27 protein-coding genes and 1 tRNA gene are annotated in these 24062 nt (G+C 40.7%); 17 read left to right on the top strand and 11 right to left on the bottom strand.

Annotation, left to right across the window (positions count from 1 at the left end):
- Positions 1-2: 2 nt before the first annotated feature.
- Entirely contained in the window at positions 3-86 is an 84-nt protein-coding gene (locus V5804_RS03930) for a type II toxin-antitoxin system RelE/ParE family toxin (RefSeq protein WP_369590101.1), read from the bottom strand.
- A gap of 121 nt (positions 87-207) precedes the next feature.
- Positions 208-1320, bottom strand: a complete 1113-nt coding sequence (gene carA / locus V5804_RS03925; protein WP_369590068.1) for a glutamine-hydrolyzing carbamoyl-phosphate synthase small subunit — start codon at positions 1318-1320, stop codon at positions 208-210.
- Positions 1321-1528: 208 nt separating this feature from the next.
- Between carA and panB the strand changes: the two genes are divergently transcribed.
- The 4 genes from panB to V5804_RS03905 all read left to right on the top strand — a co-directional run bounded on the left by panB (position 1529) and on the right by V5804_RS03905 (position 4635).
- Complete coding sequence (gene panB / locus V5804_RS03920; RefSeq protein ID WP_369590067.1) at positions 1529-2344, top strand: 3-methyl-2-oxobutanoate hydroxymethyltransferase; 816 nt, start codon at positions 1529-1531, stop codon at positions 2342-2344.
- Positions 2345-2464: 120 nt separating this feature from the next.
- Positions 2465-3187 carry an RluA family pseudouridine synthase gene (locus V5804_RS03915; RefSeq protein WP_369590066.1) on the top strand — a complete coding sequence of 241 codons (723 nt, stop codon included), beginning with the start codon at positions 2465-2467 and terminating at the stop codon, positions 3185-3187.
- A gap of 224 nt (positions 3188-3411) precedes the next feature.
- Positions 3412-3711 carry a DUF6582 domain-containing protein gene (locus tag V5804_RS03910; RefSeq protein WP_369590065.1) on the top strand — a complete coding sequence of 100 codons (300 nt, stop codon included), beginning with the start codon at positions 3412-3414 and terminating at the stop codon, positions 3709-3711.
- A 30-nt stretch (positions 3712-3741) separates the two neighbouring features.
- Entirely contained in the window at positions 3742-4635 is an 894-nt protein-coding gene (locus V5804_RS03905; RefSeq protein WP_369590064.1) for a Rieske 2Fe-2S domain-containing protein, read from the top strand.
- A gap of 71 nt (positions 4636-4706) precedes the next feature.
- On the opposite strand, the gene V5804_RS03900 is transcribed toward V5804_RS03905, so the two are convergent.
- The 4 genes from V5804_RS03900 to V5804_RS03885 form a co-directional block, all read right to left on the bottom strand.
- A complete protein-coding gene (locus V5804_RS03900; RefSeq protein WP_369590063.1) occupies positions 4707-5687 on the bottom strand; it encodes a type I phosphomannose isomerase catalytic subunit in 981 nt (326 codons plus the stop codon).
- A gap of 18 nt (positions 5688-5705) precedes the next feature.
- Positions 5706-5894: a type II toxin-antitoxin system HicA family toxin gene (locus tag V5804_RS03895; protein ID WP_369590062.1), complete on the bottom strand. Its 189-nt coding sequence runs from the start codon at positions 5892-5894 to the stop codon at positions 5706-5708.
- Positions 5894-6109, bottom strand: coding sequence for a type II toxin-antitoxin system HicB family antitoxin (locus tag V5804_RS03890; RefSeq protein WP_369590061.1), 216 nt, complete (start codon positions 6107-6109; stop codon positions 5894-5896). Before V5804_RS03890 ends, V5804_RS03895 begins: the two co-directional genes overlap by 1 nt.
- Before the next feature lie 86 nt (positions 6110-6195).
- Positions 6196-7431: an NADP-dependent isocitrate dehydrogenase gene (locus V5804_RS03885; protein ID WP_369590060.1), complete on the bottom strand. Its 1236-nt coding sequence runs from the start codon at positions 7429-7431 to the stop codon at positions 6196-6198.
- Positions 7432-7587: 156 nt separating this feature from the next.
- Here V5804_RS03885 and V5804_RS03880 point away from each other — a divergent pair, with 156 nt between their 5' ends.
- Positions 7588-8076, top strand: a complete 489-nt coding sequence (locus tag V5804_RS03880) for a hypothetical protein (RefSeq protein WP_369590059.1) — start codon at positions 7588-7590, stop codon at positions 8074-8076.
- 157 nt (positions 8077-8233) lie between these two features.
- On the opposite strand, the gene V5804_RS03875 is transcribed toward V5804_RS03880, so the two are convergent.
- Entirely contained in the window at positions 8234-10093 is a 1860-nt protein-coding gene (locus V5804_RS03875; protein ID WP_369590058.1) for a DNA polymerase III subunit gamma/tau, read from the bottom strand.
- A 117-nt stretch (positions 10094-10210) separates the two neighbouring features.
- Between V5804_RS03875 and V5804_RS03870 the strand changes: the two genes are divergently transcribed.
- The 10 genes from V5804_RS03870 (at position 10211) to mtgA (ending at position 17477) form a co-directional block, all read left to right on the top strand.
- Complete coding sequence (locus V5804_RS03870) at positions 10211-10813, top strand: Uma2 family endonuclease (RefSeq protein WP_369590057.1); 603 nt, start codon at positions 10211-10213, stop codon at positions 10811-10813.
- Positions 10814-10888: 75 nt separating this feature from the next.
- The gene (locus tag V5804_RS03865; RefSeq protein WP_369590056.1) at positions 10889-11491 is read left to right on the top strand and encodes a Uma2 family endonuclease; all 603 of its coding nucleotides are present in this window, start codon (positions 10889-10891) and stop codon (positions 11489-11491) included.
- A 72-nt stretch (positions 11492-11563) separates the two neighbouring features.
- The gene (locus V5804_RS03860) at positions 11564-12481 is read left to right on the top strand and encodes a glycoside hydrolase family 43 protein (RefSeq protein ID WP_369590055.1); all 918 of its coding nucleotides are present in this window, start codon (positions 11564-11566) and stop codon (positions 12479-12481) included.
- Positions 12482-12573: 92 nt separating this feature from the next.
- The gene (locus tag V5804_RS03855; protein WP_369590054.1) at positions 12574-13446 is read left to right on the top strand and encodes a UbiA prenyltransferase family protein; all 873 of its coding nucleotides are present in this window, start codon (positions 12574-12576) and stop codon (positions 13444-13446) included.
- A complete protein-coding gene (locus V5804_RS03850; RefSeq protein ID WP_369590053.1) occupies positions 13443-14906 on the top strand; it encodes a hypothetical protein in 1464 nt (487 codons plus the stop codon). Before V5804_RS03855 ends, V5804_RS03850 begins: the two co-directional genes overlap by 4 nt.
- Positions 14893-15498, top strand: a complete 606-nt coding sequence (locus V5804_RS03845) for an HAD-IB family hydrolase (protein WP_369590052.1) — start codon at positions 14893-14895, stop codon at positions 15496-15498. Before V5804_RS03850 ends, V5804_RS03845 begins: the two co-directional genes overlap by 14 nt.
- 65 nt (positions 15499-15563) lie before the next feature.
- Complete coding sequence (gene rpsF / locus V5804_RS03840) at positions 15564-15932, top strand: 30S ribosomal protein S6 (RefSeq protein WP_369590051.1); 369 nt, start codon at positions 15564-15566, stop codon at positions 15930-15932.
- Entirely contained in the window at positions 15932-16195 is a 264-nt protein-coding gene (gene rpsR / locus V5804_RS03835) for a 30S ribosomal protein S18 (RefSeq protein WP_157566583.1), read from the top strand. Before rpsF ends, rpsR begins: the two co-directional genes overlap by 1 nt.
- 11 nt (positions 16196-16206) lie before the next feature.
- Positions 16207-16650, top strand: a complete 444-nt coding sequence (rplI, locus tag V5804_RS03830; protein WP_369590050.1) for a 50S ribosomal protein L9 — start codon at positions 16207-16209, stop codon at positions 16648-16650.
- A 149-nt stretch (positions 16651-16799) separates the two neighbouring features.
- On the top strand, positions 16800-17477 hold the full coding sequence (gene mtgA / locus V5804_RS03825; RefSeq protein ID WP_369590049.1) for a monofunctional biosynthetic peptidoglycan transglycosylase: 678 nt from the start codon (positions 16800-16802) through the stop codon (positions 17475-17477).
- 116 nt (positions 17478-17593) lie between these two features.
- Here mtgA and V5804_RS03820 read toward each other — a convergent pair whose 3' ends face one another.
- Positions 17594-18079, bottom strand: a complete 486-nt coding sequence (locus tag V5804_RS03820; protein ID WP_369590048.1) for an ABC transporter ATPase — start codon at positions 18077-18079, stop codon at positions 17594-17596.
- A 297-nt stretch (positions 18080-18376) separates the two neighbouring features.
- Here V5804_RS03820 and V5804_RS03815 point away from each other — a divergent pair.
- Positions 18377-18449 (top strand) — tRNA-Phe (locus V5804_RS03815).
- 117 nt (positions 18450-18566) lie between these two features.
- Here V5804_RS03815 and V5804_RS03810 read toward each other — a convergent pair.
- The 3 genes from V5804_RS03810 to V5804_RS03800 all read right to left on the bottom strand — a co-directional run bounded on the left by V5804_RS03810 (position 18567) and on the right by V5804_RS03800 (position 22430).
- Entirely contained in the window at positions 18567-20126 is a 1560-nt protein-coding gene (locus tag V5804_RS03810; RefSeq protein WP_369590047.1) for a glycoside hydrolase 43 family protein, read from the bottom strand.
- Between the two features lie 197 nt (positions 20127-20323).
- On the bottom strand, positions 20324-21427 hold the full coding sequence (locus V5804_RS03805) for a cellulase family glycosylhydrolase (RefSeq protein ID WP_369590046.1): 1104 nt from the start codon (positions 21425-21427) through the stop codon (positions 20324-20326).
- 184 nt (positions 21428-21611) lie between these two features.
- Positions 21612-22430 carry a phytanoyl-CoA dioxygenase family protein gene (locus V5804_RS03800; RefSeq protein WP_369590045.1) on the bottom strand — a complete coding sequence of 273 codons (819 nt, stop codon included), beginning with the start codon at positions 22428-22430 and terminating at the stop codon, positions 21612-21614.
- Positions 22431-22744: 314 nt separating this feature from the next.
- Between V5804_RS03800 and V5804_RS03795 the strand changes: the two genes are divergently transcribed.
- A complete protein-coding gene (locus tag V5804_RS03795) occupies positions 22745-23752 on the top strand; it encodes a family 43 glycosylhydrolase (RefSeq protein ID WP_369590044.1) in 1008 nt (335 codons plus the stop codon).
- Positions 23753-24062: the final 310 nt, after the last annotated feature.

Genomic DNA, 24062 nt, shown 5'->3' with positions numbered 1-24062 from the left:
TACTAATGGTAATCTATATAATCAAGGTCATAAGCGTGTTGCCCGTCAAAGCGAAATATAATCCGGTAATTCTTGTTTACTTTCAGGCTTGGATTTTAATCCAATACAAACTTTTACCCGATAAAAACAGCATCCACAAAAAAGCCACCTTTTACAGCAGCTTTAATTTTATTTGAACTTTCAATCTTTCGGACTTTCCCGACTTTCCTAACTTTCCGACTTTTTCCCCATCATCTCCACAAAATCATCAAACAAATACCTGGAATCATGCGGTCCGGGAGAAGCTTCCGGGTGATATTGAACCGAAAACGCGTTTTTACCTTTTACGCGGATTCCTTCAATCGAATTATCATTTAAGTTGATGTGCGTAATTTCTACTTTGTCCGAATTTTTAACGGCATCCTGCACCACGCCAAAACCATGGTTTTGTGAGGTTACTTCGCAATGGTTTTTAATGATGTTTTTTACCGGATGGTTGATGCCACGATGGCCGTTAAACATTTTTTGTGTTGGGATATCATTTGCCAAAGCCAACAATTGATGGCCCAAACAAATGCCAAACATCGGTTTATCGGCCTCCAGAATATTTTTTACGGTTGTAATGGCATAATCCATCGCAGCCGGGTCGCCGGGGCCGTTGGAAATAAAATAACCGGTCGGGTTAAATTCCTGCATTTCCTCAAACGTAGTGTACGAAGGAAAAACGCGGGCAAAAACACCACGCTCAGAAAAATTGCGCAAAATGTTTTTCTTCACGCCCAAATCCAAAACGGCAACCCGGTATGCCGAGTTTTCATCGCCAATATCGTAAGTTTCATTGGTCGAAACCTGCGAAGAAAGCTCCAGCCCGTCCATTGACGGTACTTCTTTTAGCCTTGCTTTTAACGCATCCAAATCCAACGTTTCCGAAGAAATAATGGCGTTCATGGCGCCTTTATCACGGATATGGCGAACCAGTTCCCGCGTATCAATATCCGAAATGGAAACAATATTTTGTTCCTGGAAGTAATCCTGAATGGACAAATCCGCTTCTTTCCGGCTGTATTGGATGTTGTAATTCTTGCAAACCAAACCCGAAATCTGTATCTGTCCGGATTCCGTTTCGTCATGGTGGATACCGTAGTTGCCAATGTGCGCGTTCGTGGTAACCATGATTTGGCCGAAGTAAGAAGGATCGGTAAAAATTTCCTGGTAGCCCGTCATGCCGGTGTTAAAGCAAATCTCGCCAACGGTTGTGCCGATTTTTCCGGCGGCTTTTCCGTGGTAAACCGTGCCATCGGCCAGTAACAAAACGGCTGGTAATTTGGTGAAGTTAGTCATGTTGATTCTGAAAAAAGGTGGATAAAAGAAGCATCTCCCGAAGGAAAACCAGAGGTGAAACGTGCAGGAAAAAGCGGAATGGAGCGTCTGTTTTCACAGGAGCCAAAGTTAGTTTTTTCGTTGGATTTTTAGAAGCCCGGTTTCAGGTTTTTACCAACGGTTATTCTACATTTACAAATTCTGAAATCAGCATAAAATAAACGATAAAATGTCTGTAAATAAAGAAGTTAAGCGGATAACCACCAATACATTGCAGGAAATGAAGCAGCGCGGCGAGAAGATTTCGATGCTGACAGCGTATGATTTTTCGATGGCAACGATTGTGGAAGATGCCGGAATTGACGTGATGCTGGTTGGCGATTCGGCTTCCAATGTAATGGCCGGACACGAAACTACGCTGCCTATTACATTGGACCAGATGATTTACCATGCTTCGTCCGTTGTTCGCGCGGCAAAAAAAGCGTTGGTGGTGGTGGATTTGCCTTTTGGCTCGTACCAGGGAAATTCTAAAGAAGCGTTGAATTCTGCCATTCGGATTATGAAAGAAGCCGGTGCGCACGCCGTAAAAATGGAAGGAGGAACCGAAATTGCCGAATCGGTAACGCGGATTTTAGCAGCCGGAATCCCGGTGATGGGCCATTTGGGTTTAACGCCGCAATCCATATATAAATTTGGGACTTATACTGTTCGCGCCAAAGAAGAAGCAGAAGCGATGAAGTTAAAATCGGATGCTTTGGCTTTGCAGGAATTGGGCTGTTTTGGTGTGGTTTTGGAGAAAATCCCGGCCAAATTAGCGCAGGAAGTAACCGAAAGTCTGTCCATCCCAACCATTGGCATCGGTGCGGGCGGCAGTTGCGACGGACAGGTTTTGGTGATACACGATATGCTGGGCATGAACAAAGGTTTTAAACCGCGGTTTTTAAGACAATATTCAAACCTGTTTGATGAGATGAGCCGCGCGGTAAAAGCTTATATTAAAGATGTAAAGTCAAAAGATTTTCCGGGGGAGAAGGAGCAGTATTGAGCTTTTTGTCATCCTGAACTTGTTTCAGGATCTCTCTGGATAGATCAAAACCTTTCTGATGAGATGCCGAAAAAGGTTCGGCATGACAACACATACTTCTTTTACCACATATAAATCATTATGCGTCAATCTCAATATATTCCAACGCCTTCCGATATTACCCCAAAAGATATTTTGTATGAGGATAACCACCTGATTGCCATCAACAAAAGGGCAGGGGATATTGTGCAGGTAGATGAAACCGGCGACGAACCGCTGGACGAGAAAGTAAAGCGTTACCTCGCCCAAAAATACAACAAACCCAACGGTGCTTTTTTAGGTGTTGTTCATCGTTTGGATCGGCCGGTGAGCGGCGTGATTTTGTTCGCCAAAACCAGTAAAGCTTTGGAGCGCGTGAACGAAATGTTCAAAAGCCGAGAGATGCACAAAACTTACTGGGCGGTTGTGCGCAATAAACCAGTTCCGGAAACTGGGAATTTGGTGCATTGGCTGGTCAAAAACCAGCAGAAAAACATAACCACGCCGCATCATAAAGAAGTTGTTGGCAGCCAGCGGGCGGAATTAAACTACAAGTTGCTTGGCGAACTGAACGGTTATTATTTGATCGAAGTTGATCCGATAACCGGCCGTCCGCATCAAATCCGGGTACAGCTTTCTACTTTGGGCTGCCCGATTGTTGGCGATAACAAATATGGTTATCCGCGCGGCAGTTTGAAAAAAAGCATTTGTTTGCACGCCCGCCGTTTGCAATTTATCCATCCTGTAAAAAAAGAACCGGTTGATATTTTGGCGCCGCTGCCGAAAGATGGTTTCTGGGAAAAGTTTGAAGTTTTCGGCCAATGATTTTTAGGGCACAAAAGAAGCATTCAAAATCATCATTTTCTCTTTAAGCATGAATATATCCGCTTTCCGCAAAACAATGTATGTGCTTTCTTCCTTTTTAATAATTATCTAAATAATTATTGTCGGCCGTTAATTTAATTGCATTTATTCAATGAAAAAATGTTGTTTTTTTAGTTATTGATAAGTTTAAGGACGGGAAACAGTATAAAAAAGAGGTATAAACAATGGCAAAAACGACTTGGAAACCAGATACAACGCACGGCAAATTAAGTGCTAAAGAAAAAAAGGAATTACCGGAAAGCGTTTTTGCATTTCCAAAGCAGCGCAAAGAGCCTATTACCGACGCTTCGCACGTTAAAAATGCCCTTGCACGTTTTGATCAGGTAAAAGACGTAACCGATGAGGAGCGCGACCTGGCTTTTGCCAACATCAGGAAAGCTGCAGAATTTTATAACATTGAAATGCACGAGAACGATTGGCATGAACTTGGTAAAAAGCCACACACTAAAAACCCGTCGAAATAAATACAAATAAAAGAAATAAGGAGAAATACAATGAACGCAGAAGACGTAATGGATGCAATTGCCAAACAGGAATGGCTCAATGCAGCAGGCGATAAAATCCAACCGGCCATACTTAACGCCTATAAAGCAGGCGGAGAAGCCGGACAAAAGATCAAAAATTTTTTACACGGAACCTGGCTTGGTCACCCGTTGCATCCGGTTATTACGGATGTTCCGGTTGGTTCCTGGACGGCAGCGGCTGTGTTGGATGGAATGGAGTTGTTGGGCAAGAAAAAGTATAAAGCAGGTGCCGATGCAGCCATTGCAATTGGCTTATTTGGCGCAGCAGGTGCGGCAGTTTCCGGGATGACAGACTGGACAGGAACCACTAAGAAAAAACGTGCCATAGGTTTGATGCATGGCTTAATGAACATCAGCGCAACTGCGCTTTACGCAACTTCTTATTATATGCGTAAGCAAAAAGATTCTCGCAAAACGGCAATTGGTTTGGCGATGCTGGGTTACGGCATCACCAGCGTGGCGGCGTATCTGGGTGGGCATTTGATTTATAATGAACAGGTTGGCGTTGACCATACCGCAACTTCGGTAGAATATCCGAAAGAATTTACAGCAGTTTTACCGGAAGCGGAACTGGCAGATAATTCCATGAAAAAAGGCAAAGCCGGAGAAATAGATATATTACTGGCCCGGAAAAACGGGGAAATATTTGCCTTGGCCAATACTTGTTCGCACTTGGGCGGGCCGCTTTGCGACGGCGATTTGCTGGATGATTGCAGCGTTCGTTGTCCGTGGCACCATTCTGTTTTTTCTTTAAAAGATGGAAGCGTGATTGACGGGCCAGCTACAGAACCGCAACCAAAATTTGAAACACGCATTAACAACGGACAAATTGAAGTCCGTTTAATAAAAAACGACAAGCAGTAAATATTAACTTGGATTTTATACCGATAAAAGAAGCATTACAATTGGATGCTTCTTTTATCGTATAAAATTTGTTATGGCACAAATGTTTCCAATACTTTGAAGCCAGTTGTAGTTTCTAATTGTATGTTTTTGATGACATTTGGAATCAACATACAATCCCCTTTTTTAACTTGGAACTTTTGATTATTGCAAACTAAATCATAAGCGCCATCAACACAAACATGGATCACGAAAGAATCCAAGTTTGAATAATCCCGATTGGTGTTTTCTGTAAATTCTAAAATATTGGTTGTGAAATACGGACAAGTTACGGCTTCCACAATTTCATTTGTTTTGTGAGGATACTTGGATTTGTATTCCGGGTAAACTTTGTAATCAATTGCGGCCAAAGCTTCTTCCGTGTGCAGTTCGCGTTTTTGGCCTTTGTCGTCCACGCGGTCAAAATCATAAATGCGGTAAGTGATATCCGAAGTTTGCTGGATTTCGGCAATCAATAAACCTTTTCCAATTGTATGCACGCGGCCGGCTGGCAAAAAGAAAATGTCCCCTTTTTGTACTTCTTCTTTGTTTAAAATATCTGAAAGTTTGCCGCTGTTTAACTTATCCAAGTATAATTTTTCATCAACCTGTTGGTTAAATCCTGAAATTAATGTTGAACCAGGATCGGCTTGCAGCACATACCACATTTCGGTTTTGCCGAAAGAGTTATGGCGTTTTTTGCCCAATTCATCATCCGGGTGAACTTGGATGGAAAGGTCATCATTGGCATCAATAAATTTGATCAGCAGCGGAAATTCTGTTCCGAATTTTTCAAAAACTTTGTTTCCGGCAAGTTTGCCTTGGTATTCTTCAAGCAAATTAGTTAAAGCTTTTCCGGCCAGTTCGCCTTCGGCAACTACAGAAATATCGCCTTTTACGCCGGAAACTTCCCAGGTTTCGCCACAATTAGGCAGCGGAGAAAAATCTTTTCCTAAAACAGTTTTTATTTTTTCGCCACCCCAGATTTTATCTTTAAAGATGGTTTTGAATTTTAATGGATATAGTTGAGACATAAGTTTTTGATAGCAAAATTAAGAAATGACAGGAATTTCTAACTGCTTACATATTTTTTTGCAAAGCTGGTTATCCAATTCCTGGTGTCGTCCGACAGACGTTTGTTTTAAGTTAACAGGGTTTTGATAAATGGCATGATTTGTTCCTTCACGAAGTAACTGGCAACTATTTTTTAGAAGGTGTTTAATCAAAGCAGAACGTTTCATTATGAAAGTTCCAAATCTTCAACAACAGTTGTTTTATTGGCATATTCCTTTTCGGTCAATTCTTTATTCACCTCCAAAACCAACTTTAAAGCATCCAACAAATTATCCTTCAATTCTTCAATAGTCTTTCCTTGTGCCAATGCCGCCGGAATTTCTTCTACCTGGCCAACTAACCAGCCGTTTTCACCTTTTTCTATGATTGCTGTAAACTTCATAATCAAATATAAGCAAGTATTTTAACAAAGAAGCACGCTTTCATTTGGAGAAAGCGTGCTTCTTTTATCGGCATAAAATCAGGGGATTAAAAACCCAATTTCGCTTTTAAATTTTCATCAATGGCAGCTAAAAATTCTTCGGTGTATAAATAATCTCGGCCGTGTTCTACCTTATTGCCGTGGATACAAACTGCTAAATCTTTCGTCATTTTGCCGCTTTCTACGGTTTCGATACAAACTTCTTCCAATGTTTTGCAAAAGTTGATCAATTTCTGGTTTCCGTCTAAAATTCCGCGGAACTCTAAACCACGTGTCCAAGCAAAAATAGAAGCAATCGGGTTGGTAGAAGTTGGTTTTCCGGCCTGATAGTCGCGGTAATGGCGCGTTACCGTTCCGTGTGCCGCTTCGGCTTCCATCGTTTTTCCGTCTGGCGTAACCAACGTCGAAGTCATCAAACCCAAAGAACCGAAACCCTGCGCAACGGTATCCGACTGCACATCGCCATCGTAATTTTTACAAGCCCAAACAAAGTTACCATGCCATTTTAGGGCAGAAGCAACCATGTCGTCAATTAAACGATGCTCGTAAGTAATGCCCGCTTCTTTAAACTTGGTTTTGTAGTCCTGCTGATAAATTTCTTCAAAAATGTCTTTGAAACGGCCGTCGTATTTTTTCAGGATCGTGTTTTTGGTGGATAAATACAGCGGCCAACCTTTCATCAACGCCTGGTTAAAACAAGCATGGGCAAACCCGCGGATGGATTCATCCGTGTTGTACATGGCCAGTGCAACGCCATCGCCTTTAAAATTGTACACTTCAAAAGATTGCTCTGCGCCGCCATCTTCGGGTGCAAACGTAATGGTCAATTTGCCTTTTCCTTTCGTTACAAAATCTGTTGCACGATATTGATCGCCAAAAGCATGACGGCCAATGCAGATTGGCGCAGTCCAATTTGGCACCAAACGCGGCACGTTGCTCATCACAATTGGTTCACGGAAAACTGTTCCGTCCAAAATATTACGGATCGTTCCGTTTGGCGATTTCCACATTTGTTTCAACCCAAATTCTTCCACACGCGCTTCGTCCGGCGTAATCGTAGCGCATTTGATGCCCACGCCGCAGGCTTTGATCGCGTTTGCCGCATCAATGGTAACCTGGTCGTTGGTTTCATCGCGGTACTCAATGCCCAAATCAAAATATTGAATGTCCAGATCCAGATAAGAAAGGATCAGTCTGTCTTTAATAAATTTCCAGATGATGCGGGTCATCTCGTCGCCATCCAGTTCTACAACCGGGTTGTTCACTTTAATTTTTTGTGCCATAGAAGGTTTTATAAATAGAATGCTTTTTTTAGCGTTCCAAATATATAAAATTGCAATTACGGCAGTTGTGGTTTTTGTCAGAAAATTATGCAAAGCCTATAAAAAGCTAAAACTTATGGCCGTGTTTTTTCTTTATCCCTAAAAATAAATACAATTATGAGCAATCCGAATCCATTATTGCCCGGTTCAGACGAAAACCTGGACCGCGACAAAAAATTAAAAGATGACCTGGGCGATAGGACAGACCCGGACGATTTATTGTACAATGCCGAAAAAAACAGTTATGAGATTGATGTAAAAAGCGAAGACCCGGATTATCAGCACGATTTTCCGTACAATACGGCTGCACCAAACGGCGAAGATTTTAATTCCACTTATGACGAAGCCAACCCGGAAGCGGTTGACGAATACATTCCGCACGAAACGCTGGCAACCGATGTTGATAGTTTAGATAACCTGGGAATGCACATTGACAATGGACAAGACATTGAATTAGACCCGATTGATGAAGTTTTGGCCAGGACACCGGAAGACGACCGCGATGATTTGGACGAAGAAGGGTATCCAAAAAACGACCGCGGGATTGATGCCGAAGGTTATCCAAAAAAAGGCGCGGGCGACAACGATGACCAGCTTTTTAAATAGAATTTAAAATTTATTTGTCATGCTTCTTTTACCACCTGAAAATTGGTATTGCCTGGTTCCGGTTTGTTTGAACTGGTGCAAACACCAATTTTTATATGGTAAAAGAAGCATTGATATTTTTTCTTGTATAATTTAAACAGGCTTTTAAAAGAAAGCTTTAATCAATCTCCAAATTAAACCGCTTCTTCAATTCTGCCAGTTCCGGTTTTTTGGCGAGCATATATTGAAATTTCTCTATCGGTGAATATGGTTTTCTCAACCCGGATTGTTCTTCAATCCGGGTTTGTATTTCGATGTTAAAATTCTTCAACTCAGAACGCAAAAAGTTCATTAGGTTTGGTTTATCGTCCCTGAAAATGTTTTCCTGGGTTTTGTTCTCCAGCACCAACTCAAAAACATAAGGCTTTAACATCACCGGTTTTTGATGGGTAAAAACAGTAAGCAACGTCATGCTTTTATCTTCGGTTTTGGCTTTTGCAGCGTATTCGTTCCACTTTTTTTGGAAAGTTTCGGGATCAAAATCTTCAAAATCCGTTCCTTTTAAATACGGGTCTTCGTCAACCGTTTCCTGCAAACTGGTTTTGGCTAGGTCTTTTAAGGAAGGGATTTTAACAGAAGTGGAAGCGCGATTTAGGTTTGGAATAAAAAGCGTGGATTTTTCTGCCGGCTTCTCTACTGTTTTTACCGGTATATTTTCTTCGGATTTAAAAGCTGGTTTTTCAACAGGTTTTGGTGCGGTTACTTCCGGTTCAATAACTTTTTTTTCTTCGGGAACGATTGCTTTTTCTGTAATTACAGGTTTTGTTTCTGATAAAGTTTCCTGTGGTTTTGCCGGCGGCGGAGCAATTACAACATCAGTTTTTTTTTTAAGCGGTTCTTCCGGGCGGCTTAAATTGGATGCTTCTTTTACCAGGTTAAAAGCAGCGTTGATGTGGCACATTTTAATCAAAGCCAGCTCCACCTGCAAGCGTTGGTTTTTGCTGATCTTGTAATTTAAATCGCATTGGTTGGCCAAATTTAAAGCCGAAACCAAAAAAGAAACCGAAGTTTGCTGCGCCTGCTGTTCGTACTTTTTGCGGATGCCTTCGCTCACTTCCAGCAATTTCAAAGTTGAAGTATCTTTTCCAACCAACAAATTCCTAAAATGGTTGGACAAACCGGAAATGAAATGGTAACCATCAAAACCGTTGGCCAAAATCTCGTTCAAAATCAATAAACTTTGTGAGGTGTTTTCGGATAAAATACAATCCGTCAAACGGAAATAATAATCGTAATCGAGAATATTTAAGTTATCAATCACCAGTTTATAAGTGATTTCTTTTCCGCCCGAAAAACTTACAATCTGATCAAACATAGATAACGCATCACGCAAACCACCATCCGCTTTTTGGGCGATGATGTGCAGGCCGTCTTCCTCGTAATTAATATGCTCTTTTTGCGCGATAAATTCCAAGTGTCGCGTCATGTCATCTACTTGGATCCGGTTGAAATCAAAAATCTGGCAGCGCGATAAAATGGTTGGTAGGATTTTATGCTTCTCGGTTGTGGCCAAAATAAAAATGGCATAAGGCGGCGGTTCTTCCAGCGTTTTTAAAAACGCGTTAAAAGCTGCCTGAGAAAGCATGTGCACCTCATCAATAATGTAAACTTTGTACCGGCCAAACTGCGGCGGGATGCGGACTTGCTCAATCAGATTCCGAATGTCATCCACCGAATTATTGGAAGCCGCATCCAATTCATGCACATTAAAAGAATTGCCGTTTTGAAAAGCGCGGCACGAATCGCAAACGCCGCAAGCTTCTATATCGGGCTGCAAATTTTGGCAATTGATGGTTTTGGCCAGGATGCGCGCGCAAGTGGTTTTGCCCACGCCACGCGGACCGCAAAACAAAAATGCCTGGGCAAGCTGGTTGTTTTTGATCGCGTTTTTCAGCGTGCCGGTGATATGCCGCTGGCCTACAACACTTTCAAACGTAACCGGACGATATTTACGGGCTGAAACAACAAAATTATCCATCAAGGCGAAGTTAAACAGAACGCCGGGTTTGTGCAAATGAAGATTGGAATACTGTTTTTACCGGCATAAAAACAGCATCAAAGATTATTTGTATTTTTGAAAACAACAGAACAAACTATGCAATTTTCTGACCTCGACCTCGATAAAACTTACACTTACGCCGATTATTTAAAATGGAATTTTGATGAGCGGCTGGAATTGATCAAAGGAAAAATATTTCCGATGAGTCCGGCTCCGGTAGAAATCCATCAGCGGATATCAACTATAGTTGGAAATGAACTGTATAATAATTTAAAAGGAAAACCTTGCCGGGTTTATTCTGCTCCTTTTGATGTACGGTTAATCCGAAAATCAAAAAAAGACAAAGAGATTATTACAGTTGTACAACCTGATATTTGTGTAATTTGTGATTTAAGCAAAATTGATGGGCGGGGCTGTATTGGTGCGCCAGATATTGTTGTGGAAATCCTCTCGCCAAGTAACAACAAAAAGGAATTGAAGAATAAGTACGAAGTTTACGAAGAAGCCGGCGTAAAGGAATATTGGATTATACATCCAAGTGAAAAAACGTTTTTTAAATATGTTCTGGATGAAGCGGGAAAGTTTCAGCCTACGAACTTATTAACTTTTGGCGATGAAGTTACAAGTCCAATCTTGCCAAACTTTGCTTTGAACTTGGATGAAGTTTTTGCTGATCGTTTAAATGGAACAAGTAACTAAACTAATTATTTTATCTTTATCAGCTTACAATTGTAATAGCCTAATGTAGTTTGTAAAACACAAAAAAATATAATTATGCAATTTTCTGACCTCGACCTTAACAAAACTTATACTTACGCCGATTATTTAAAATGGACTTTTGATGAGCGGCTGGAATTGATTAAAGGATATATCTTTGAAATGAGCCCGGCGCCGGCAGAGATTCATGAGCGAATATCACAAAGAATTAATAGGGCTTTGCTGATTTTTTTTTACAATAAACCTTGTGAAGTTTATACTGCCCCTTTTGATGTACGTTTAGTAAGAAAAACAGTATCAGATCGAAAAATTACTACCGTGCTTCAGCCTGATATTTGCGTAATTTGTGATCTTGCTAAAATTGATGAAAAAGGTTGTTTAGGTGCGCCTGATATAGTGGTAGAAATCTTATCGCCCGGAAACAATAAAAAAGAACTGCAAAACAAGTACGAGGTTTACGAAGAAGCCGGCGTGAAAGAATACTGGGTATTTGAACCGCAGGGAAAAATATTTTTTAAATATGTTTTGGATGAAGATGAAAGGTTTCAGCCTACTAAAGTATTGACGTTAGGTGACGAAGTTACAAGTCCAATTTTACCTGGTTTTGCTTTAAGTTTAGACGAAGTTTTTGCCGATCGAATCGGTGGGACGAACAATTAATTTTGCATCAATACTGTTTTTACCTGCATAAAAGAAGCATCAGGCTTTTTTCAGATTTAGATAAAAAATACAATGGACAAACCGGAAAATTCATCTTATATAAACCCGCTGATTAATGCCGATTTCCCGGACCCGTCCGTAATTTATGTTTCCGGCGATGGTTATTACGCTTATGCCACGCATGATGCGCCTTCGCCAACGGTCAACAACATCCAATTAAGCTATTCTAAAGATTTAATTAGTTGGACAAAACCCGAAGGCGCGCTTGTAGAACCGCCGGTTTGGGCGAAAACTTGCGAAAAATTTTGGGCGCCGCAAGTGGTAAAAGTTGGTTTAGAATACCGTTTGTATTATGCTGCTGAGCCCGATACCAAAGACGGCATGTGTTTGGCAATGGCTGTTTCTGATGAACCGCACGGTTTTCGGGACGTCGGGAAACCGCTGGCACAAGTTCCGGGCTCCACTTACCGGATGATTGACCCATGCTTCTTTTATGATGCAAAAACAGGCAAAAACTTGTTGTTTTATGGTTCGGCACACCAGCCAATTAGTGTGGTGGAAGTTGCCGATGATGGTTATTCGATCATCAGCAAACCAATTGATGTGCTTTTCCCAAAACCCGGCGTAAAGTTTGAAACTTTGCGCGAAGGTGCTTTTATAACCTATCAGCCAAAGTTTGACCGTTATTTATTATGGGTTTCGGGCGATAACACCTGGGCAGAAAATGGTTATGCCGTCAGTGTTTTTTGGTCTGATGATCCGCAAAAAGAATTTCAGCCTATTCCCGGAGACCACATTATTTTAAAACCCAACGATCATTGGGACGCGCCCGGACAAAATTGTATTTTAACGGATATTGATGGTAATGATTGGATTTTTTATCATGCCGTTGATCCTCAAAACCGTTTTATTGACGGAACAGAAAAGTTTAAACGCAAAATGTGTATAAAACGGGTTTGGTATGATGGGCAAGGCTGGCCAAGTATTTAAACTTGGATTGTTGCCGATATTTATTTTGCTAATATTCAATTTTTATTTTCAACATAATTCCACATCTTGCGTAAAAAACGGAACATAAATTTATGATAAAAAAGTACTTTCCGCTGTTACGTGTTTCGCATTACGTTAAAAACTTTTATATATTTTTGCCACTTTTTTTTTCGGGCGAGATTTTAAACCACGCTAAGTTTTTAGAATCTTTACCGGTTTTTTTTGCTTTCTGTTTTGCCGCAAGTTCCATTTATATATTTAATGATTTGATGGATATTGATTACGACCGGCAGCATCCTATTAAAAGAAACCGTGCCATTCCATCCGGCAAAATATCCAAAGTTGAAGCTTACATTTTCGCTGCAATTTTATTTGCAATCGCTGCCGCCATTGGATTTAGCATTTCCAACCAAGTTTTATTGGTTGTTTTAGCTTATTATATTTTAAACATATTTTACTCTGTTAAATTAAAAAACTTTGCGTTGATTGACGTAACCATCATCAGTATTGGTTTTGATCTGCGCGTAGTTGCAGGCGGCCTGGCAACCGGGATATTGGTAAGTAAATGGCTGATGATCATGGTTTTTTTGTTGTCCATGTTTCAGGCACTTTCAAAAAGAATGGACGATTTATATTTAATGTTGAATGATGCCGACAAACAAGTGAGGCGATCCATTCATGGTTACAGCATTGAGTTTCTTCAAATTGTGTTGTCCATGTTGACCGGCGTAATGTTGGTTTGTTACATCATGTATATCATCTCCCCCGAAATTTTGAACCGGCTTGGCGAATATTCTTATTTTACAACCTTGTTTGTTTTGCTTGGATTATTGCGCTACCTGCAAATCACTTTTGTTAAAAAAACAAGCGGTTCGCCGGTAAAAATTTTGGTGAACGACCGTTTTATACAATTGAGCATTTTGTTCTGGTTGTTTTCTTTTGCTTTTTTAATTTATATCAAATGAAAAAATATTTAATCGCAATTGTCCTGATTATTGTTTCAATTTACGCTTGTTTAACTTTTACATTTGCTATTAATGGTTATCCGGGTTTTATCCAAGATTCAACTTGTTTTCTACCGACTGCATATTTCATCAACCATTTCCATCAATTAATTAACCCTTTGTATGATGCTGGTTTAGACCCAATCAATCATCGTTTTTTATTTTATCCGCCGCTGTTTCCTTGCGTTGTTGCTTTAATCAATAGTTTGATGCCTGAGTTTTACAACAACATGCAAGTAAGTTTAGCTATCATTGATTTGATGAGTTTGATTATACTGATAGTTGCTGTTTATATTTATACCATCAAAAGAAAAGTCAATGCTTCTTTTATCCTATGTTTTTTGGTGATACTCTGGCTTTTTGCCTTGTTTTCCTTTTATGGCGTGCAAGAAGGTAGGCCCGAAGTTTTGTGCAAGTTCTTTATCTCCTGCTTTTTGTTGAACAATGTTTACCAGAGCAAGCGGTTTTGCAATTTTAACAATGGCGTTTTGGTAACGCTAAATATGATTACCTCGCCGGTTTCAACTTTTTATTTGATATTGATAACTGCCGGTTTGCTTTTCTACCGGAACGAATTTAAACTAAAACCCATCCTGCAAACTGCTTTGGGTTTTATGGTTATTGCTGGGGTTTTTACAATCTTTTATCCATATCACATTATAGATTTGATCCAGGCTTTGCGCCAGCATTCCAAAAATGTAATTGTAAACCGTTACAGCACAAACTCGTTAAAAACGTTTATCAACTTTTACATCACTTATACTTATGCACCGTTTTTAATCTTTAATTTTCTAATTCCAGTTATTTATGTTGCGCGTATTTTGGTTAGAAAAAAAATGATAATTGCATTAGGATTACTTGCAGTTTTATCAATATTGGTAGCTTATTTTTCTTTCAGGGATATGCCCATGAATTACAACATGCTTGTTTTATCGCCTGTTTTTTTCTTTGTTTTATTTGTGATGATAACAAAGCAATTTAAAGGTGATAAAAGAAGCATCCAGTTTAAAATTGTGCCGCTTGCCATTGCTTTTATTTTACTTGTAAACGCTACCGGTTTTATCCGAAGGTCATTACTTTTTTATAACACACAAGACGAAATCAAAATCACTTATAACAATTTTAGAGCCGAATTTTTGAGAGTTGCATCACAAACGAACAAAGGAAAAAAAGTTGGCATCACATTTTCGTTATGGCCTTATTGTTTAGACCATTATAAAAACATCACTTTAAACCAAACTGATACTTCTATCCAATATTTAATGGTGCAACAATTGTACTCTGGTGCTACCGAACCACCGCCATTAAAAGATTATAAATTAATCAAAAACAACTTTATCACCAAACATCCAAAGTTAGGGAAGCTGCCTTTGGGCAATACTTATCCCTGGTTTCAAACTGCAACTTATGAACGAAAATAAAGTTATTGCTTTTTTTGATTTTGACGGGACAATAACCAACCGTGATATTTTTTGGGACTTTACTTTTTTCCGGCTAAAAAATGGTTTGTCGGTTTTAAAAGTTGTGAAAGCTTTGCCTGATTTTGCTTTGTATCTTGCCAAAGTTTTAAACAACGAACAAGCCAAACAAAGGATTTTTAGTAAATTGTTTAAAGATGAAAGTTTGGATAGTTTCAATAATTCCGTTGAAAAATATCATCAAACACATATTTACAAAAGGGTTAAAAAAGATGCTTTAGACAGAATTAAGTGGCATAAAAACAGTATGCACCAGGTTTGTATTGTTAGTGCCAACTTTGACTTGATCTTGCACAAGTTTGCGCAAGCCAATCAAATCCGATTAATTTCGACACAAATACAAGTGGAGAATAATTTGATCACCGGGAAATTTGCAACCCGCAATTGTTATGGCGAAGAGAAAGTTAGCCGGATCAAAAGCATTTTTCCCGACATAAATTCCTACACCAAAATATTCGCTTATGGCGATAGCAAAGGCGATTTGCAAATGCTGGATTTGGCTACAGAAAAGTTTTACTGCTTCTTTAAAAAGTAATTTTTTCTTTCTACATTTGCGCTCCGCTTTTTGGCGGGTAAATCATTAAATATCAACAGCAAAGAATGCAACAGTACGAAACAGTAATCGTTCTTACCCCGTTGTTATCTGTAGAAGTAGCGAAAGAGGCCATTGCCAAATTCACTAAAATCCTAACCGATAACGGAGCCGAAATTATCCAGGAGGATAATTGGGGTTTGAGAAAATTAGCGTACCCTGTACAAAAGAAAACTACAGGTTACTATCACCTAACTGAATACAAGGCACCGGGTGAACTAATCAACAAGCTGGAAACCGAGTTCCGCCGCGATGAGCGCGTAGTCCGTTTCCTCACTATTTCCTTGGATAAACATGCTATCGCCTACAACGAGAAAAAACGCAGCGGTGCTTTTAACCAGCGCAAACCTAAAACTGAGGAGGCAGCAGCAAGATAATGGCAAACGATCAAATTAAATACGTAACCGCCCCTAAAGTAGAGGACAACCGTAAAAAATATTGCCGTTTTAAAAAGAACGGCATTAAGTACATTGATTACAAAGACGCCAACTTTTTAATGAAGTTCATCAACGACCAGGGTAAATTGTTGCCACGTCGTTTAACCGGGACTTCTTTAAAATTTCAGCGCAAAGTGGCACAGGCCGTTAAACGCGCGCGCCACATTGGTTTGTTGCCTTACGTTGCAGACTCGTTAAAATAGGAGGATACGAAATGGAAGTTATTTTAAAACAAGACATCAAGAACCTCGGCGAGAAAGATGATGTAGTAAATGTAAAGCCAGGATACGGCCGCAACTTTTTAATCCCGAAAGGGTTTGCAAGTATGGCAACCGAATCTGCACGCAAAGTTTTGGCCGAAAACCTGAAACAAGCTGCTTTTAAACAAGATAAGATTCGTAAAGATGCGGATGCGATTGCAGCCCGTTTGGAAGGCGTAACGCTTACCATCGGTGCAAAAGCCGGCGAAAGCGGTAAAATTTTTGGTGCCATCAATACCATCCAGGTTTCGGATGCTTTGAAAAAACAAGGCTTTGATGTTGACCGCCGCAAAATCACTTTTGATTCTGATCCGAAGTTTGTTGGCGATTACGTTGCGAATTTAAACCTGCACAAAGAAGTAAAAGTGAAAGTTCCGTTTACGGTTGTTGCTGAATAGGAAGTCAGAAAGACGGGAAGTCGGAAAGTCCGGAAGACGGAATTTACAACTTCAAACCAATGCTTCTTTTAGCACATAAAAATTAGTATAACAAATAAAAAGGTGTCCGGGTATTCGGGCACCTTTCTTATTTTATATTTGGCTTTGAAATGCGCCTGTTCAAATACCTTCTCAAATTAATCCTGATCGGCTTTTTCGGCGTTACCATTTTGTGGGTGTTGCTGTTGCGTTTCATCAACCCGCCGGTAACTTTATTGATGATCGAGCGTGGTTTTGAACGAAAAGCGGCAGGCAAGGATTGGAAGATTGATAAAGATTGGGTTTCGTTTGATGAGATGTCCATCAACATCAAAAAAGCAGCGGTCGCATCCGAAGACCAGTTGTTTTTAGAACATCACGGGTTCGATTTAAGAGCGATTGAACGTGCCATTGATAAAAACCAGCATAGTAATAAATTGATTGGCGGAAGTACCATTTCGCAGCAAACAGCAAAAAATGTGTTTTTGTGGCCGGGCCGTTCTTACATCCGTAAAGCTTTTGAGGCTTATTTTACCATGCTGATCGAAGCATTATGGAGCAAAGAACGCATCATGGAAGTTTACCTCAACGTGATTGAAATGGGCGACGGCATTTATGGGATTGAAGCTGCTTCGGAAACTTATTTTAAACGTCATGCCTCGCAATTGAACAAACAGCAGGCGGCATTGATCGTGGGCGTTTGGCCAAACCCGCTCAAATGGTCGCCGGTAAAGCCAACGCAATACATCAGGCACCGCAGTTATTTGATCATGAAAAACATGCGTAGGTTAGGGCCGCTTGATTTTTAGTTGGTAAAAGAAGTATCAGTGTTGTCATTTCGACCGAAGGGAGAAATCTTCTTTCAACAATTAAAGCCTGATTGCTTCGATGAGGATTTCTCCCTGCGGTCGAGATGACAAAAAAATCAAGCTTCAATCAAACTACCAAAAACCCTTGCGTGCCAACTGTTTTTTAAAGGCACCTGCCACTTTGTTTCAAAATCCTGAAGGTTGTTTACCAGGTTGTTAAATACGATTGTTTCGCCGTTTATTTTTCCTGTACGCAGCAGTTCTTCCAATTCTTCACGTGTGGCAGATTGTATTTTGTCGGCTTCCAGATAAGCAGTATTAAAACGGTCGAACAGGTTGATAGCAAATTCTTGTTCCACATCCTGCAAAAACCTTACTGATTTATCAATCGAACAACCGCTTGCGCCAGCATGGCTTTCATCAACCACCAAAACAATAAAACGGTTATAAACCACTTGGGCAGCAGCTTTTAATTGTTGGTTGTGCGCCGTCCAACTACTGGCAAATTGGTTAAGTTGAGGTTGCAATTGGGCAGTTTCCTGTTCGGATAATTCCCGGTCGGCTTGATAAACCCAAACTTTTGATGCAGGTGAAAATTCCATAATGCAAAAATAGTTAAAGGCTATTTAGGAATTGCATTTTTAGGTAAAATCTTAAAGGTTGGTGTACGCCGCGCAGGTTTTTATAAACCAAGCTTAAAAAACAAAAGATTACAACTATAAAAACAGAAACTTTCCATACTGTTTTTATGGCATAAAAATTAGTGTGGAGTTTGTATTGAATTGATAATGAACATTAATCAAGAAAAAGCAGGATGTGCAGCAAGCGCAGTTGTAAATAATTTGAAAAAAAATTTTCAAAAGTAAAAAAACACGTTACATTTGCAACCCCAACCAGGGGGTACCATAGCTCAGTTGGTAGAGCAAAGGACTGAAAATCCTTGTGTCGCTGGTTCGATTCCAGCTGGTACCACTTTCATAACTACCTACTTTTAAAAAAACCCTGTAAATTAATGTATTTGCAGGGTTTTTTTGTTTCTCATCAAATTAAAATCTCAACAGGTTTTGGTGTACACAATCTTTTTTATGATTATATTCTTTTGGCAATTTGCATTCTAAACCAATTTACATCTACATAACCGCCTAATGCTTTTGTTGCATAATTGAACAAGCAAAACTTGTTGCCCGTAAATACCGACAGGTTAAACTTCATGGCAAAAGCATTGCCCAAGGGTTTAAAGTTGCTGTTATCGGTGCTGTAAAAGAAGGTTGCAGTATCGGTTACGGCATCTACTTTGGCTTGAAAATAAATTTTGTTTGCCGTCCAATTTTCTACGGCGGCTAACTCTTTCCCGTTGTCCACCATTACCAAACGCTTTTTACCGTCTTTAACTTCAACCGCAATGTAAGCATACGGGTCCTGAAATAAAGCTAAACCAGCCACATCACCTTCGCGCATTTGGCCAACCTCAAATTCTGCGGTTCCGGTTGAGGCAGGGCCGAAAGGGCGTTGGGTCAACGTGTTTCGGGCTAAAGTAAGCTTGTCGGTTATCGTTGCTGTTTTTAGCCGCAAATATCCTTTTCGTTCCGTAAGCGACCATAAGCTGTCGTTCGGGTTATGGTTCCAGGCCCATTGCAAGCCCAATTTCGGTTGGTTAAATTCATCCGAAGTTGGCAAAACAGTAATTGGCCAAGTTTTGCCCACGTTTGGTTTTTTATAAGTAGTTACCGCTTTTCCGTTTACGCCCAGCATCGGCCAACCATCCGTCCAGGTAACCGGTTGCAAAGTTGGCACCCTTCCGATGGCATCGCGGTCCTGAAATATCACCGACCACCATTCGCCGGTTTGGGTTTGGATCAATGCGCCCTGGTGCACGCCTTTTTTTCGGAAACCCATATCATCTTTCAACACTACTTTTTCTTCGTAAGGGCCGTAAATATTTTTGGAACGCATGGCAACCTGGTAACCATCGCCGCCGCCGTAAGTGCAATACAAATAATAATAACCGTTGATTTTATAAACGTGGCTGCCTTCCAAACCTCCGCGCTGTTTGCCTTCAAAAATTATCGTATCTTTTGATTTTGGCGAAAGATCAGGGTTAACCTCCGTTAAGTTTAGTTTGGAATAGCCATGAACGATATAAATCTTGTTGTCGTCATCAAAAAACAAACCGGCATCATAATACGCTTTGGGCAGTTTGTTCAGTTTCCAAGGCCCGGCAGCATTTTTTGCTGTACACAAAAATCCGCCTTCGTCCAGCGTTACAAAAAGTATGTAAAACTGCCCGTTATGGTAGCGGATACTGCTTGCCCATTGCCCGTGCGAATAGCGTGTCCCGCCTTGCATATTATACGCCGGATAGCCGGGCATCCGCTCGACCGCATTGCTAAGGTATTGCCAGTTTACCAAATCTTTGGATTGCATCACCGGCACGCCCGGAAAAAAATTCATGGTAGTGCTCACCATATAATAAGTATCGCCAACCCGGATGACATCATTGTCCGGAAAATCAGCCCAAATAATCGGATTGGTGTAAGTGCCGTTGCCGTTGTCTGCGCTTTGTGCAAAAACAGGAGAAGATGAACTAAAGATGAACAAGGCAATCAAAGCCGACAAAGCTTTTACTGATAACTTCAAAGTTTGCATCATTGGGAATTTGGGTTTTATGGTTATCGCAATTGTTGCACGAAACCACGTTCATTAAAAGCCTAATTTTCGAATAAGTTCAGGTTATGTTGATGCTTCTTTTATCGGCATAAAATCAGTAACGTTTTGGGTTGAGATTGCCAACACCAATTTTATACCGGTAAAAGAAGCATCGGCAACCCGGAAAATATCCAAAGAAATTATTGCAAATGTTGTTGCAGGTAAGTTTTGGTTTTTGATTTGGAAATGTATTCGGACAATAAATCAATTTCCTGCTGATCGTAAGGAGAGAAATCACCATGAAACAAATCATGCTGCCAAACTTTTGAAACAGGGTCTCCCGGACGATGGCCCCAGGGAAGATCGGTTTGGGTTTTTCCGTTCACCAACCCCCACAACAAACAACCCACTTTTTCATTATAAAAAACAGCAAGGTTATCCCGGATAACAGATTTATTCGGCCGGTTCATCCATTCGGTATTTATTAAAGGGCGGTTATAAATTTTAAGTTCGGCAATATTCCGCATCAAATCATCTTTGCTACCATAATTATGGAAGGAAACAATATCCGAACCGGTAATGGCAATATCGTTCAGTTGTTTGTTTTTGTTCCAGATGCCAACAGTGGTTGGTTGCGAAGGATGGATTTCGTGCGCCCAGCGGATCACTTTTTTAAGCAAAGGCAAAGTGGTGGTGCCCAAGCCGCCGTTGGTTGGTTCGTTGTACAAATCCCAGATAAAAATACGAGGGTCGTTTTTAAAACGCCCCATTACCGCTTTTACATATTTTTCGAGCCGGGGGTGCGTGGTAGAATCAACCACCATGCTGTGGCCGGGGCTTGGCGACCAGGCCCAGGCGTACCAGCCTTTTACCGGCTCTGGTTGTTTGCCAACTTTCGGGTCAAATTCCAAACCGAAAACACAATCATCAAAAAGGGCAGGCATAAACTTGATGTGATGTTTGTCGCATATGGCCAAAAAAGTATCTAAAGTTTTTAAAAAATAGGCCGGATCGTCTTCATAAACCGCAAACTGCAATACTGCCCGCAAACTGTTCAAGCCCGATTTTTCTGCCAAGCCCAACTCTTTATCAATCGCAGCGGGGTCAAAAGTAGTTTTGTCCCACATGGCGGTGTAGTTTATGGCATAAGCCGGGATATAATTAAAGCCGCAATACCAGGGTTGCTTGTTGTACCATTCCTTGATTTTTTGTTCGGGCCAGCGTTCGTCTTTGTGTTGGGCAGAAACGGGATTGGCAGCAATAATCAACAGGAAAAAGTTGATGCTTAACAGGAGTTTTTTCATCAAAGAATGTATTTTTAAGATTTAATTATCTAATTAGGATTGGTTTAAACTTGTAATAAGTTTTGATTTTTTTTGGATGATGTGCATGCTTCTTTTATGTCTATAATTTTATAGTGATAAAAGAAGCATGCAACTAACTATTATAAACACTTGCATCAAATTATAACTACAAGATTAACAGTATTTATAAAACCAAAGGGTTTAATTTGGAGGCAACCAATTCGCCCGGTTCCAAGCCACACAGCCAGCGCTGGCGGTCATTTTCCTGATGTTTGTTTTGAGGCGGAGTTACGTGTGCGCCATCGGCAATATAAATAACCGTCATTACTTCCCGTACGGTATCTTTCGACTGGTTTCCCGGAGCCGAGTGCAGCGTCCAGCCGTAGTGCCAGGAAGCGTCTCCGGCCTGCATGGCGGCAGGTTGTTCAAGCGCAAAACCTTGATTTTTGATGTAGTGTTCCAGCATCGTTTCCGATTCATCAGAAATGGCAACATTCTCCACAAAACCAGCCTGATGCGAGCCGGAAGCAAAGGTGAGCATGCCCATTTCATTGGTGATATCAATCAAAGGCATCCACATCGTTACCGTGTTGTTGGTATTTACCGGCCAGTAATATTGGTCTTGGTGCCAGGGCGTAAACCCGCCGCCCGGTTCTTTGTACAAAGCCTGGTCGTGGTAAATGCGTACATTTTCTACCCCAAGCAAATCAGCAGCAATTTTGCCCATGCGTTTGGCCAATGTGAATTTTTTAACCTGCTGGTCAACTTCCCATAAATTCATGATCTGCAAAAATGCTTTGCCGTAAGTGTCGCGCTCTTCCAGCTTTCGCTTTTCGGTGTTGTGTTTGTTGGCTGCTTCGTTGATGACATCGCGGTAGGCGGCTACTTCGTCTTTATCAAGAATATTTGGAATTAAAACGTGCCCGTTTTTGCGAAATCCTTTAATTTGTGCATCTGTTAACGGTTTATAATCCGTCAATTCCGGGAGTTTGAGGTCTAACATAAGCTTGGTTTTTAGTGGTATCCTTTTTTAAGTGTTAATTCAACATTTATTTTGGCTGCCTTAAAGGTATAAATTAATTTATCTGTGCTTTATCTTCATTTATAATTTTTGAAGTTTTAATTTTAGAAAATGTAGTTGTTTAAACTTGTTCTTTTGTGCTTTACACATGCTTCTTTTACCTTATAAAAATTGGTATGGCCTGGTTTTTTAGTTTGTTCGATCCTGTAAAGGCACCAATTTTTATAGGGTAAAAGAAGCATCGGCCAAAAAAGGAGGGCCAGAAAAAGTTTAAACAACTTCAATATAAATCAAAGATGAAAGCCTTTTTTGCAAAACTATTTGGGTTGTTTGCCTTATTGCTGCTGCTGCTGATCAGCACGGCATCCGCACAAAACAAACCGCAGATGTATTTTAGTGATAGTACCGCAACCGGCACTTCGCTGGCCAAAGATCCTATTGTGGTTAAATTTCAGGGGCGGTACCTGATGTATTATTCGCGCAAGGTGAGCAACGATAGCAGCAACGGGATGCTGGGCTGGGACATTGGCATTGCCGAAAGCAAAGATTTGTACAATTGGGTTAAAATAGGAGAGCTGAAACCGGAAGCCGCGTATGAAAAAAAAGGGCTTTGTGCACCGGGCGCATTGGTGAAAAACGGCAAAGTGCATTTGTTTTATCAAACGTATGGCAACGGGCCGAAAGATGCCATTTGCCATGCTGTTTCTGCTGATGGCATCCATTTTATCCGCGACAACAGTAACCCGATTTTTCATCCCGCGGCGGGCAACTGGACCAACGGCAGGGCAATTGATGCGGAAGTTTACTTCTTTAAAAACCAATACTTTCTTTACTATGCCACGCGCGACAGCAGCGGCGTTATCCAGCAGCAAGGCGTGGCCACTGCGCCTGCCAATACAGATTTTAGCCGTGATACCTGGAAACAAGCAACTGATTCATCCATTTTAAAACCAACTTTGACTTGGGAAGGCAAATGTATCGAAGGCGCAACAGTCATCAAACGCAACAATAAACTGTACCTGTTTTATGCAGGAAATTACAACAACGCGCCGCAACAAATTGGCGTGGCCGAAAGTACAGATGGCATTACCTGGAGAAGGTTATCAAACAAACCTTTTCTTGAAAACGGAAAACCGGGCACTTGGAACAGTAGCGAATCTGGCCATCCTTGTATTTTTGAAAACGACAACGGCGATACTTACTTGTTTTATCAGGGAAACAATAACCAGGGAAAAACCTATTTTTTATCCAATTTAAAAGTCGGCTGGGATAAATCCGGGCCGTATGTTTTAAACAAACAGTAGCAGTTTTAAATTTTTAAAACGATGAAGTTGTTTAAACTTATTTTTTGTCAAAATGATACTATTTACAATGACCATCAATTTATCCCCCTAACCCCCTTCAAAGGGGAAAGCCTGTCGCCTACCTTTCTAAAGCTTAGAAATTTGGAGAAAGGTCTGCGCCCTGGCCCTTTTCCCCCTTTGAAGGGGGCAAGGGGGATGACCTTGATTTTTACCCGGTAAAAGAAGCATCCCGGAATAAGTCTAAACAACTTCGATAAAGAAATCAAATTTAGTCGGTTTATATCACAAATAAAAAGCCTGTTTCCGTAAA

The sequence above is a fragment of the Mucilaginibacter sp. genome (genome assembly GCF_041088075.1).
Classification (GTDB): Bacteria; Bacteroidota; Bacteroidia; order Sphingobacteriales; family Sphingobacteriaceae; genus Mucilaginibacter_A.
The sequence above is the reverse complement of the archived record's forward strand: the minus strand, read 5'-3'. Positions and strand labels throughout refer to the sequence as shown.